Here is a 12,879-nt window from a genome sequence, read left to right as displayed (position 1 = left end):
CCGATGCCTTGTTTATGCAGCTGATGGTCAGGCGGCGCGGGTGAGAAGCTTCTCACCGTCGTGGCCCGTCACCACACGTTCGATGATTTGACCCGGAGCGGCAGCTTCCGCGCCGCCTTCAACGGCGGCGAGCGTAAAGCCTTCCGTGCGGGCGATGCCTTCCTTCTCGATCAGCAGGCGCTGGGTCGTGCCGGTGAGTGAGGCAAGATGTTTCTCATAGGCCCTGTCGCCCTCGGCGCGCAGTCGGGCGGCGCGCTCCTTGACGATTTCGCGCCGCACCTGCGGCATGCGCGCGGCAGGCGTACCTTCGCGCGCGCTATAGGGAAAGACATGCAGATGGGTCAGCCCGCATTCCCCGACGATCTTCATCGAGTTCCGGAACATGTCCTCGGTTTCGGTCGGAAAGCCGGTGATGATATCTGCGCCGAACACGATATCGGGACGCAGCGAACGCACCGTTTCGCAGAAACGAATGGAATCGTCGCGCAGATGGCGGCGTTTCATGCGCTTCAGGATCATGTCGTCACCCGCCTGCAAGGACAGGTGCAGATGCGGCATCAGCCGTTTTTCATTGGCGATGGCGTCCATCAGATCGTCATCCGCCTCGATGGAATCGATGGATGAGAGACGCAGGCGCTGAAGGTCCGGCACCTGATTGAGAACAGTCTTCACGAGCTTGCCGAGACGCAGGCTTCCCGGAAGATCGGGGCCGTAGGAGGTCATGTCCACGCCGGTCAGCACCACTTCGGCATAACCATTGCCGACAAGGCGCTTCACCTGTTCCACCACAGCGCCCATTGGCACCGAGCGGGAGTTGCCGCGACCATAGGGGATGATGCAGAACGTGCAGCGATGGTCACAGCCATTCTGGACCTGCACGAAGGCGCGCGCGCGGCCTTCGATGGCGTCGACCATGTGGCTTGCGGTTTCGCGCACTTCCATAATGTCGTTGACGCGCACCTTTTCGAACTGGTTCACGCCGAAATCGGGCAACATGCGATAGGAGTTGGATTTCAGCTTTTCCTCATTGCCAAGCACGAGGTCCACTTCATCCATGGATGCGAAGTTATCTGCTTCGGTCTGTGCCGCGCAGCCAGTAACGATGATGCGGGCTTCCGGATTTTCGCGCCGTGCCTTGCGGATGGCCTGACGGGCCTGCCGTACGGCTTCCGACGTCACGGCGCAGGTGTTGAAGATGATCGCGCCATCTTTCAACTCACCAAGACCGGCAGCGTCGGCTTCGCGCTTCATTACCTCGGATTCATAGGTGTTGAGGCGGCATCCGAATGTTACGACTTCCACGCTCATCAGGTAGCACCCTTGTCCGCAGACGTGCCCGCCGATGGGCCGCCTTCAAGGTCGCGGCTCCAGTCGCCGCTGGCCGGGTCGAATGAGCCGGAAAATTCCCACTCCGCAGGGCCGGTCATCATGACATGATCGTCGTCACGCCATTCGATCTTGAGCGGGCCGCCCGGAACGTTGACCGTGACCTTGCGGCCGGTGCGGCGCGTGCGTGCGCCGGAGACGGCGGCGGCGCAGGCGGCAGAACCGCAGGCGCGGGTCAGCCCGGCGCCGCGTTCCCAGGTGCGCAGGTCCATCGTTTCCGGTGAGGTGACGCGGGCAATCGAGATATTGGCGCGTTCCGGGAAAATCGGATGATTTTCCAGAAGAGGGCCGAACTTTTCCAATTCGTAGGACCACACATCGCGGTCCACCCAGAAGATCGCATGCGGATTGCCCATCGAGGCGACCGAAGGTGAATGCAGCACCGGCGCATCGATAGGGCCAACCTGAAGCTCGATCATGCGCGTGTCGTGGAATTCCTCGGCGAGCGGAATTTCCTGCCAGCTGAAACGCGGCTTGCCCATATCGACGGAAATCAGCCCGTCATCGTGTTCTTTGGCGGTCAAAATTCCCGCGCGGGTCTCGAAGGTGAAGGCGCGCTTGCCGGTTTCGGCGGCCAGCGCCTGCACCACGCAGCGCGTGCCGTTGCCGCAGGCTTGCGCTTCCGTGCCGTCGCAATTGATGATCGAAATATAATTGTCTGTGCCCGGTGTGCGCGGATCATGAATGGCCATGATCTGGTCGAAGGCCGTTTCGCTCGCACCGGCGAGATGAATGGCGGCATCAGGCGTGATGCGATCTGCGCGACCGCGCATATCGGCAACGATGATCTGGTTGCCGAGCCCGTTCATCTTGGCGAAGGCTGCCCTGGTGGCCATAGGTGTCGTGGTTCCGTTTTGCCTGCGGCTGACTTCAAGCAACCGACAAGGTTTGTTCAATGGGTTCGTTCAATAGGTTTCTGGCGTCTATATGGCGGAAAACCCCGCAAATTGCCAGTGCCAGCAATATATCTAACATTGCTATCGGCTCATATGGCCGGGTGAGCGGTTCCATTTCGAACTGCGCACCCAAAAAACTGTGGCCTTCCTGTCCCAGTCCCAAAATTTATGAGCAATTTCAAACCCGGATTGATCACTCCTGCGCAAATTGCCGGGAGATGGTGTTGATTTTTTAACCATATAGCCATTTTATCGCGCCAATATTGGTGTGATAGCTGGGTTTCGCGTGAGCGTGGTTTGCGCCGCTACCCCAAGACCTCGACCGAAATGGAGAACCTGATGGGAATTTCGAAAGCAAGTTTGCTGAGCCTGGCAGCGGCTGGCATCGTACTGGCCGGCTGTCAGAGCTCCCGGATGGGCAACGACCTGGGGCCTGTTTCCCCGCCGCCTCCGCCTGCACCCTTGCAGGCCGCGCCGCAGGGTTCCGTGCAGAAGGGCAATCTCAATTCGCCGGATGGATCGCAGTTCCCGACCGCTCCAACCACCAATCCCGGCATGCAGCCGGGCGGCACGCAGGTTGCAAGCCTGCCGCCAGCATCGGCACCCGATCTAACTCCGGGCACCGTCGCAGGCGTCTGGAACGCCTCGCTTGGCGGCCAGAGCTGTAAGGTTGCTACGCCGCAGACCAAATATGGTCAGGGCTACCGCGCAGGTCCGCTGCGTTGCCCGGGCGAACTGGCGAACCTCGCTTCCTGGGCCGTCAATGGCAAGCAGCTTGTGCTTTACGATGGATCGGGCGGCACGGTCGCCTCGCTCTATTCGTCGGGTCAGGGCCGTTTCGACGGTCAGACCACCGGCGGTCAGGCCCTGTCACTTTCGCGTTAATCTGAAATCGGCGCGCTGATTTAAAAGTGGCGCGCTGATATAAAGCCGAAACAATCGATCGCGGCGGGGCGTCTCCGGACTGCTCCGCCGAATTTTAATAGAGGTTTCACGGAACCTGTCATGTCCTTTGATGGTAATCTGAAAGCGTTTCCCTCCGTCCGCGAGCATTATGATGCGATGGTCGCATCCGGCGATGTGGAGGCCGATCCCGCACAGCTCGACCTGACCAGCCGTTATGACCGGCTGATCGAGGAGATTTGCACCAAGCGGCTTTCGCGCAAATCCAGTGCGCTGGGCTGGTTGTTCGGCAAGCGCAAGCAGGCGCAGGAAATCGTCAAGGGGCTTTATGTTCATGGCGAGGTCGGCCGCGGCAAGACCATGCTGATGGACATGTTCTTTTCGCTCCTTCCCGTCGAGCGCAAACGCCGCGCCCATTTCAACGATTTCATGGCCGATGTGCATGATCGTATCAATGCGCATCGTCAGGCCCTGAAGCGCGGCGAGACCAAGCAGGACGACCCGATCCCGCCGGTTGCCGATGCGCTAAGCGCGCAGGCATGGGTGCTGTGCTTCGATGAGTTCACCGTCACGGATATCGCCGACGCGATGATCCTGTCGCGCCTGTTCAGTGCGCTGTTCGCGCGTGGCGTGGTGCTGATCGCCACGTCGAATGTCGCGCCGGACAATCTGTATCGTGACGGCCTGAATCGTCAGCTGTTCCTGCCCTTTGTCGATATTCTCAAGAAGCATGTCGACGTGATCAATCTCGATTCGCGGACCGATTACCGGCTGGAAAAGCTGGACCGGCAGCCGGTCTATCTCTCGCCGCTGGGTGGCGAGACAGAAAAGCGGATGGATGCCGCCTGGACCGCGCAGAAGGATGGCGTGGAAGAAAAGCCGGACACCATTCGCATCAAGGGACGCGATATTGAGGTGCCGCGTTCTATTCCGGGCACTGCGCGTTTCAGTTTCGAAGAATTGTGCAGCCGTCCGCTTGGCGCTGCGGACTATCTGGCCATTGTGGGGCGTTATTCGACGCTGTTCATCGACAATGTGCCGATGCTCGATCTTTCGCGGCGCAATGAAGCCAAGCGCTTTATTCTCCTGGTGGATGTTCTTTACGATCACCACGCCCGCGTCTTCATCACGGCGGAAGCGCAGCCGGAAAAGCTTTATGTTGCGAAAAGCGGCACCGAGGCATTCGAATTCGACCGCACTGCGTCGCGTCTCTTCGAGATGCAGAGCGCCGAATATCTGTCGCAGATACCGGAGAGGGCCGACTGAGTTCGGTCCTGTTTTCCGATCGGTTTGCCCATCGGCTTGCCATCAGTTTGATTGAGAAGGCGGACTGCCGATTCTGCGAGCCGTTTCCGGCTATCAAACTTCTGGCTCTATCATCTGATTGCCACAGACTGGACTTATATCCTCAATCGGCTATCGTGCCCGCGCAAATTCAGCGCATTTGTCCCGAAACGCGAAAGCGAGTTTTTGGAAGGCAGAGCGTGCAGGTTCAGATAGTTGGAGCAAGCGTAGTGCATCCGGACGGATGTGTCGGCTCCAAGCTTGTCACACCCGGTATCTTTATGCGGGCTGCGACAAGGGCCGATCGGATTGGCGGCTTGCCTCACGCATCACCGGCAGGGTGATGACGGGCGAGACAGAGGGGAATTGCCATTATTTCGCCCAATTATCTTACGTTTACGTAAGAACATATAATTCTAACCGATTGAAAACATTGGTCGCAAAATAATGAGTTGTGTTTTTTTGCAAAGAGTCATATCGAACCCTCGCAGCGCTTAAGCGTTTCCGGGAGGACACCGGATGGCTTCATGCGTTTCTGGATCAAACTTGAGGAAAGAAACAATCATGGCACGCAACAAGATTGCCCTCATCGGCTCCGGTATGATTGGCGGCACGCTCGCTCATCTCGCCGGTCTGAAGGAACTGGGCGACGTCGTCCTTTTTGATATTGCGGAAGGTACTCCGCAGGGCAAGGGACTGGATATCGCCGAATCTTCTCCGGTTGACGGTTTTGATGCGAAGTTTACCGGCGCCAACGATTACGCAGCCATCGAAGGCGCGGACGTTGTCATCGTTACCGCCGGTGTGCCGCGCAAGCCTGGCATGAGCCGCGATGATCTTCTGGGCATCAACCTGAAGGTGATGGAACAGGTTGGCGCAGGCATCAAGAAATACGCGCCTGAAGCCTTCGTCATCTGCATCACCAACCCGCTCGACGCGATGGTCTGGGCCTTGCAGAAGTTCTCGGGCCTTCCGGCTCACAAGGTTGTCGGTATGGCTGGCGTTCTCGACAGCGCCCGCTTCCGTTATTTCCTCGCGGAAGAATTCAACGTTTCGGTTGAAGACGTCACGGCATTCGTGCTCGGCGGCCACGGCGACAGCATGGTTCCGCTGGCTCGCTACTCAACCGTTGCAGGCATTCCGCTGCCGGATCTCGTCAAGATGGGCTGGACCAGCCAGGAAAAGCTCGACAAGATCATCCAGCGCACCCGTGACGGCGGCGCGGAAATCGTCGGTCTGCTCAAGACCGGTTCGGCTTTCTACGCTCCGGCTTCTTCGGCCATTCAGATGGCTGAATCCTACCTCAAGGACAAGAAGCGCGTTCTGCCCGTCGCTGCCCAGCTGACCGGTCAGTATGGCGTGAAGGACATGTATGTCGGCGTGCCGACCGTGATCGGCGCCAATGGCGTTGAACGCATCATCGAAATCGACCTCGACAAGGACGAAAAGGCCGAGTTCGAAAAGTCGGTGGCTTCGGTTGCCGGTCTTTGCGAAGCCTGCATCGGTATCGCTCCGTCGCTCAAGTAATATCCAGACAAGGCCGGATGCTCCGTTTTTGACGGGCTCCGGCCTTTTCCGGCTGTCAATCCGTACCGGTTCGCCAAACGAATCGGGAATCCGTAGAGGACAACCAGATGAATATTCACGAATATCAGGCCAAGCGCCTGCTTCACACCTACGGCGCGCCGATCGCCAACGGTGTGGCTGTCTATTCCGTCGAGCAGGCGGAAGAGTGGGCAAAGACGCTTCCCGGACCGCTTTATGTCGTCAAGAGCCAGATCCACGCTGGTGGACGCGGCAAGGGCAAGTTCAAGGAACTCGGCCCGGACGCCAAGGGCGGCGTGCGCCTCGCCAAGTCGGTTGAGGAAGTGGTTGCCAATGCGAAGGAAATGCTCGGCAACACGCTCGTTACCAAGCAGACCGGCCCAGCTGGCAAGCAGGTCAACCGTCTTTACATCGAAGATGGCGCTGACATTGATCGCGAACTCTATCTCTCGATCCTGATCGACCGCACCGTCGGCCGTCCGGCTTTCGTCGTTTCGACCGAAGGCGGCATGGACATCGAAGCCGTTGCCGAAGAAACCCCTGAAAAGATCGTGACTGTCGCCATCGATCCGGCCAAGGGCGTAACGGACGAAGACGCCAACAAGCTCGCCGACGCGCTGAAGCTTGAAGGTCAGGCTCGTGAAGACGGCGTCAAGCTGTTCCCGATCCTCTACAAGGCCTTCACCGAAAAGGACATGAGCCTTCTCGAGATCAACCCGCTGATCGTCATGACCGATGGCCGCGTGCGCGTTCTCGACGCCAAGGTATCGTTCGACGGCAATGCGCTGTTCCGTCATCCTGACATTCAGGAACTGCGCGATCTGTCGGAAGAAGACGAAAAAGAAATCGAAGCTTCCAAGTACGACCTCGCTTACGTCGCTCTTGAAGGCAATATCGGCTGCATGGTCAACGGCGCTGGTCTTGCCATGGCAACGATGGACATTATCAAGCTCTACGGTGCAGAACCTGCTAACTTCCTCGACGTTGGTGGCGGCGCTTCCAAGGAGAAGGTGACGGCTGCGTTCAAGATCATCACCGCTGATCCGGCTGTCCAGGGCATTCTGGTCAACATCTTCGGTGGCATCATGAAGTGCGACGTGATCGCTGAAGGCGTGATCGCTGCGGTCAAGGAAGTCGGCCTGAAGGTTCCGCTGGTTGTCCGTCTTGAAGGCACCAATGTGGAACTCGGCAAGAAGATCATCAACGAGAGCGGCCTGAACGTTATTTCGGCTGACGATCTCGACGATGCGGCGCAGAAGATCGTCGCTGCTGTGAAGGGGAATTAAGGCATGTCCATTCTCGTCAACAAGGACACCAAGGTTCTCGTACAGGGCCTGACCGGCAAGACCGGTACTTTCCATACCGAACAGGCGCTTGCTTACTACGGCACGCAGATGGTCGGCGGTATCCATCCGAAGAAGGGTGGCGAAACCTGGGAAGGTTCGAAGGGCGAAAAGCTCCCGATCTTCGCAACCGTTGCCGAAGCCAAGGAACGCACGGGCGCTGACGCATCCGTGATCTACGTTCCGCCAGCAGGTGCAGCCGACGCGATCATCGAAGCCATTGAAGCTGAAGTACCGTTCATCGTCTGCATCACCGAAGGCATTCCGGTTCTGGACATGGTTCGCGTCAAGGAGCGTCTGGAACGCTCGAAGTCGCGCCTGCTTGGACCGAACTGCCCGGGCATCCTGACCCCTGAAGAATGCAAGATCGGCATCATGCCGGGCAATATCTTCAAGAAGGGTTCGGTGGGTGTTGTATCGCGCTCCGGCACGCTTACCTATGAAGCTGTGTTCCAGACCTCGAACGAAGGCCTTGGCCAGACCACTGCTGTCGGTATCGGCGGCGACCCGGTCAAGGGTACCGAGTTCATCGACGTGCTGGAAATGTTCCTGGCCGACGACGAAACCAAGTCGATCGTCATGATCGGTGAAATCGGCGGCTCGGCTGAAGAAGATGCGGCTCAGTTCCTTAAGGACGAAGCCAAGCGCGGTCGCAAGAAGCCGATGGTTGGCTTCATCGCTGGCCGTACGGCCCCTGCCGGACGCACCATGGGCCATGCCGGCGCCGTGATCTCCGGCGGCAAGGGCGGAGCGGAAGACAAGATTGCAGCCATGGAATCGGCTGGCATCCGCGTCTCCCCGTCGCCTGCGCAGCTCGGCAAGACGCTGGTCGAAGTCCTCAAGGGCTAAGATCGGCTCGAGTTTGAATATCCCGGCGGCGGCGAAAGCCGCTGCCGGGTTTGGCATAACAAAACATACTGGAGCCGGATACCGGGCTTTAAGGGAATGGCAGGCATTCGCGGTCATTCTTCGGTGTCGAACAAATAGATCGGGTGGTTTTGACAATTGCGTCGGAACAGATCGCTCGGGTCGCGTAGAAATGAGTTTTGCCGGGGTCTGTTGTGGTTCCTCCCCGGCGGCGTGAGGGATGAAGGTTTCGGCAACGAACTTCCGGAAACTTCCGGCCCGCGCAGATGAGCTACTGACAAGGAGACGGAGCAAAGCTCCGGATTAGGTTATGGCAAGGCAAGAACAGGCCAACGACGTTTTCGCCCTTACCTCGTTCCTCTATGGCGGCAACGCCGACTATATCGAGGAGCTGTACGCCAAGTATGAGGATGATCCGAATTCGGTTGATCCGCAGTGGCGCGATTTCTTCGCGAAGCTGGGCGATAGTGCCGAAGATGTGAAGAAGAATGCGCAGGGCGCAAGCTGGACCAGAAAGAACTGGCCGATTGCCGCCAATGGCGAACTCGTCTCCGCTCTCGACGGCAATTGGGCCGAAGTCGAAAAGCATGTGACCGACAAGCTGAAGGGCAAGGCTGCCAAAGGTGACGGCAAGGCTGCCGCCGGCGCTGCACTGTCCGCTGAAGAGATTGCACAGGCTGCACGCGACAGCGTTCGCGCCATCATGATGATCCGCGCCTATCGCATGCGCGGCCATCTGCATGCCAATCTCGATCCGCTCGGTCTGGCCGAAAAGCCGAACGACTATAACGAGCTGGAGCCGGAAGCTTACGGCTTCACGCCTGCCGACTACAATCGCAAGATTTTCATCGATAATGTGCTCGGTCTTGAATACGCAACCGTGCCGGAAATGCTCGACATTCTGAAGCGTACCTATTGCGGCACGATCGGCGTCGAGTTCATGCATATTTCCGATCCGGCTGAAAAGGCCTGGATTCAGGAACGCATCGAAGGCCCGGATAAAAAGGTCGCTTTCACGCCTGAAGGCAAGAAGGCCATCCTGTCGAAGCTCATCGAAGCGGAAGGTTTCGAGCAGTTCATCGACGTCAAGTACAAGGGCACCAAGCGTTTCGGCCTCGATGGCGGTGAATCGCTGATCCCGGCACTGGAACAGATCGTCAAGCGCGGCGGTCAGATGGGTCTCAAGGAAGTCGTGCTCGGCATGGCGCACCGTGGCCGTCTGAACGTGCTTTCCCAGGTCATGGGCAAGCCGCACCGCGCTATCTTCCACGAGTTCAAGGGTGGTTCCTACACGCCGGACGATGTGGAAGGATCGGGCGACGTGAAGTACCATCTTGGCGCTTCGTCGGACCGCGAGTTCGATGGCAACAAGGTTCACCTGTCGCTGACCGCCAACCCGTCGCATCTTGAAATCGTCAACCCGGTTGTCATGGGCAAGGCTCGCGCCAAGCAGGATCTGCTTGTCGGCCGCACCCGCGACGACATGGTTCCGCTGACCGAACGCGCCAAGGTTCTGCCGCTGCTGCTGCACGGCGATGCCGCTTTCGCCGGTCAGGGTGTGGTTGCCGAGTGCCTTGGTCTTTCCGGCCTCAAGGGTCACCGCGTCGGTGGCACGCTGCATTTCATCATCAACAACCAGATCGGTTTCACCACCAATCCGGCTTTCTCGCGTTCTTCGCCTTATCCGTCCGACGTGGCGAAGATGGTTGAAGCGCCGGTCTTCCACGTCAATGGCGACGATCCGGAAGCAGTGGTGTTCGCGGCTAAGGTTGCGATGGAATTCCGCATGACCTTCCACAAGCCGGTGGTCGTGGACATGTTCTGCTACCGTCGCTTCGGCCATAATGAAGGCGACGAACCGTCCTTCACCCAGCCGTTGATGTACAAGGAAATCCGCGCGCACAAGACGACGGTTCAGCTCTACAGCGACAAGCTGATTGCTGAAGGTCTGCTCACCCAGGCCGACGTCGACAAGATGCGCGCCGACTGGCGCGAAAAGCTCGAAATCGAGTTCGAAGCCGGACAGAGCTACAAGCCGAACAAGGCCGACTGGCTGGACGGCGCGTGGGCTGGTCTGCGCACGGCTGACAATGCCGACGAACAGCGCCGCGGCAAGACCGGCGTTCCAATCAAGTCGCTCAAGGAAATCGGCAAGAAGCTGGTTGAAGTGCCGCAGGACTTCCACGTCCATCGCACCATTCAGCGCTTCCTCGATAACCGCGCCAAGATGATGGAAACCGGCGAAGGCATCGATTGGGCAACTGCTGAATCGCTGGCATTCGGCACGCTCGTTGCGGAAGGCCACCCGATCCGTCTGTCCGGTCAGGACGTGGAACGCGGCACCTTCTCGCAGCGTCACACGGTTCTCTACGATCAGGAAAGCCAGAACCGCTACATCCCGCTGAACAATATTCAGAAGGGTCAGGCGATCTATGAAGCCATCAACTCGATGCTTTCGGAAGAAGCGGTGCTCGGCTACGAATATGGCTATTCGCTGTCCGATCCGCGTGCGCTGGTTTTGTGGGAAGCCCAGTTCGGCGATTTCGCCAACGGTGCGCAGGTCGTGTTCGACCAGTTCATCTCGTCGGGAGAGCGCAAGTGGCTGCGTATGTCCGGTCTCGTCTGCCTTCTGCCGCATGGCTATGAAGGCCAGGGTCCGGAACACTCTTCGGCCCGTCTGGAACGCTGGTTGCAGATGTGTGCCGAAGACAACATGCAGGTTGCCAACGTTACGACGCCGGCTAACTACTACCATATTCTGCGCCGCCAGATGAAGCGCGACTTCCGCAAGCCGCTGATCATGATGACGCCGAAGTCCCTGCTGCGCCACAAGCGTGCCGTGTCGAGCCTCAGCGAACTGTCGGGCGATTCCTCGTTCCACCGTCTGCTCTGGGATGATGCGCAGTACAACAAGGGCGATCAGGGCATCAAGCTTCAGAAGGACGCCAAGATCCGTCGCGTCGTGCTCTGCTCGGGCAAGGTCTATTACGATCTGTACGAAGAGCGTGAAAAGCGCGGTATCGACGATGTCTACCTGCTGCGTGTTGAACAGCTCTACCCGTTCCCGGCCAAGGCGCTCATCAACGAGCTGTCGCGTTTCCGCCATGCGGAAATCGTCTGGTGTCAGGAAGAGCCGAAGAACATGGGTGCGTGGTCGTTCATCGATCCGTATCTGGAATGGGTGCTAGCGCATATCGATGCCAAGCATCAGCGCGTCCGCTACACGGGCCGTCCGGCTGCCGCTTCTCCGGCAACCGGCCTGATGTCGAAGCATCTTGCGCAGCTTGAAGCTTTCCTTGAGGATGCGCTCGGTAACTGATCCGGGTTAAGCTTTGGAGCAGTTTTTCGAAACTGCTCCAGCCTGAATTGAACATTAAATCTAAAGTTTGAAGATCAACGGAAGAAGAAACCATGGCCACCGAAATTCGCGTTCCCACGCTTGGGGAGTCCGTTACTGAGGCAACCATCGGAAAATGGTTCAAGAAGGTTGGCGATGCTATCGCCATCGACGAACCGCTGGTGGAACTGGAAACCGACAAGGTGACAGTGGAAGTTCCGGCTGCTGCTGCTGGTGTGCTGGTTGAAATCGTGGCCAAGGAAGGCGACACGGTTGAGGTCAACGCTCTGCTCGGCCAGATTTCCGGTGAGGGCGCTGCTGCTGCGCCTGCTCCGAAGAAGGAAGAAGCCAAGCCAGCTGCTGCCGCTCCGGCCGCAGCCGCTGCACCGGTTGCTTCCGCATCGTCGGGCCCGGCTATGCAGCCTGCTCCTGCTGCTTCGAAGCTTCTCGCTGAAAGCGGTCTGTCCGCCGATCAGGTTGAAGGCTCGGGCAAGCGCGGTCAGGTTCTCAAGGGCGACGTTCTCGACGCCATCGCCAAGGGTGTTTCGGCTGCTCCGGCTCCGGTTGCTGCTGCAGCTGCCCGTCCGGCTTCCTCGGCTGACGACGCACCGCGCGAAGAACGCGTGAAGATGACCCGTCTGCGTCAGACCATCGCCAAGCGTCTGAAGGATGCGCAGAACACTGCTGCCATGCTGACGACCTATAACGAAGTCGACATGTCCGCAGTCATGGAACTGCGCACCAAGTACAAAGACGTCTTCGAAAAGAAGCATGGCGTGAAGCTCGGCTTCATGGGCTTCTTCACGAAGGCCGTGACCCATGCGCTGAAGGAAATCCCGGCTGTTAACGCCGAGATCGACGGCACCGACCTCATCTACAAGAACTTCGCGCATGTCGGCATGGCTGTCGGCACCGACAAGGGTCTTGTCGTTCCGGTCATCCGCGATGCCGATCAGCTTTCGATCGCTGGCGTGGAAAAGGAACTCGGTCGTCTGGCCAAGGCAGCGCGCGATGGTACGCTTTCGATGGCTGACATGCAGGGCGGCACCTTCACCATCACCAATGGTGGTGTTTACGGCTCGCTGATGTCTTCGCCGATCCTCAATTCGCCACAGTCGGGCATTCTCGGCATGCACAAGATCCAGGATCGTCCGGTTGTTGTCGGCGGCCAGATCGTGATCCGTCCGATGATGTATCTGGCTCTCAGCTACGATCACCGTATCGTGGACGGCAAGGAAGCCGTGACCTTCCTGGTCCGCGTCAAGGAAAGCCTGGAAGATCCGGAACGTCTGGTTCTCGATCTCTAAGCAAAAATCCA

The 12,879-nt window shown here is 58.6% G+C and carries 9 protein-coding genes; 7 read left to right on the top strand and 2 right to left on the bottom strand.

Annotation, left to right across the window (positions count from 1 at the left end; translation table 11 throughout):
• Positions 1–27: 27 nt before the first annotated feature.
• Both mtaB and dapF read right to left on the bottom strand, forming a co-directional pair.
• The gene (mtaB, locus tag FHW03_RS00625) at positions 28–1,308 is read right to left on the bottom strand and encodes a tRNA (N(6)-L-threonylcarbamoyladenosine(37)-C(2))-methylthiotransferase MtaB (RefSeq protein ID WP_182518906.1); all 1,281 of its coding nucleotides are present in this window, start codon (positions 1,306–1,308) and stop codon (positions 28–30) included.
• Complete coding sequence (gene dapF / locus FHW03_RS00620; protein ID WP_182518905.1) at positions 1,308–2,222, bottom strand: diaminopimelate epimerase; 915 nt, start codon at positions 2,220–2,222, stop codon at positions 1,308–1,310. Before dapF ends, mtaB begins: the two co-directional genes overlap by 1 nt.
• Before the next feature lie 399 nt (positions 2,223–2,621).
• Here dapF and FHW03_RS00615 point away from each other — a divergent pair, with 399 nt between their 5' ends.
• The 7 genes from FHW03_RS00615 (at position 2,622) to odhB (ending at position 12,868) form a co-directional block, all read left to right on the top strand.
• Positions 2,622–3,167, top strand: coding sequence for a protease inhibitor Inh/omp19 family protein (locus tag FHW03_RS00615; protein WP_182518904.1), 546 nt, complete (start codon positions 2,622–2,624; stop codon positions 3,165–3,167).
• 120 nt (positions 3,168–3,287) lie between these two features.
• Positions 3,288–4,451: a cell division protein ZapE gene (gene zapE, locus FHW03_RS00610; protein ID WP_182518903.1), complete on the top strand. Its 1,164-nt coding sequence runs from the start codon at positions 3,288–3,290 to the stop codon at positions 4,449–4,451.
• Positions 4,452–5,033: 582 nt separating this feature from the next.
• Positions 5,034–5,996, top strand: a complete 963-nt coding sequence (gene mdh / locus FHW03_RS00605) for a malate dehydrogenase (RefSeq protein WP_182518902.1) — start codon at positions 5,034–5,036, stop codon at positions 5,994–5,996.
• Positions 5,997–6,103: 107 nt separating this feature from the next.
• Complete coding sequence (gene sucC, locus FHW03_RS00600; protein ID WP_182518901.1) at positions 6,104–7,300, top strand: ADP-forming succinate--CoA ligase subunit beta; 1,197 nt, start codon at positions 6,104–6,106, stop codon at positions 7,298–7,300.
• Positions 7,301–7,303: 3 nt separating this feature from the next.
• Complete coding sequence (sucD, locus tag FHW03_RS00595; RefSeq protein ID WP_078337571.1) at positions 7,304–8,206, top strand: succinate--CoA ligase subunit alpha; 903 nt, start codon at positions 7,304–7,306, stop codon at positions 8,204–8,206.
• Positions 8,207–8,534: 328 nt separating this feature from the next.
• Positions 8,535–11,543 (top strand): 2-oxoglutarate dehydrogenase E1 component, encoded by a 3,009-nt coding sequence (locus FHW03_RS00590; RefSeq protein ID WP_182518900.1) that lies wholly within the window; start codon positions 8,535–8,537, stop codon positions 11,541–11,543.
• Positions 11,544–11,635: 92 nt separating this feature from the next.
• On the top strand, positions 11,636–12,868 hold the full coding sequence (gene odhB / locus FHW03_RS00585; RefSeq protein ID WP_182518899.1) for a 2-oxoglutarate dehydrogenase complex dihydrolipoyllysine-residue succinyltransferase: 1,233 nt from the start codon (positions 11,636–11,638) through the stop codon (positions 12,866–12,868).
• Positions 12,869–12,879: the final 11 nt, after the last annotated feature.

The sequence above is a fragment of the Ochrobactrum sp. RH2CCR150 genome (assembly GCA_014138095.1).
Taxonomy (GTDB): domain Bacteria; phylum Pseudomonadota; class Alphaproteobacteria; order Rhizobiales; family Rhizobiaceae; genus Brucella; species Brucella gambitense.
The sequence above is the reverse complement of the archived record's forward strand: the minus strand, read 5'-3'. Positions and strand labels throughout refer to the sequence as shown.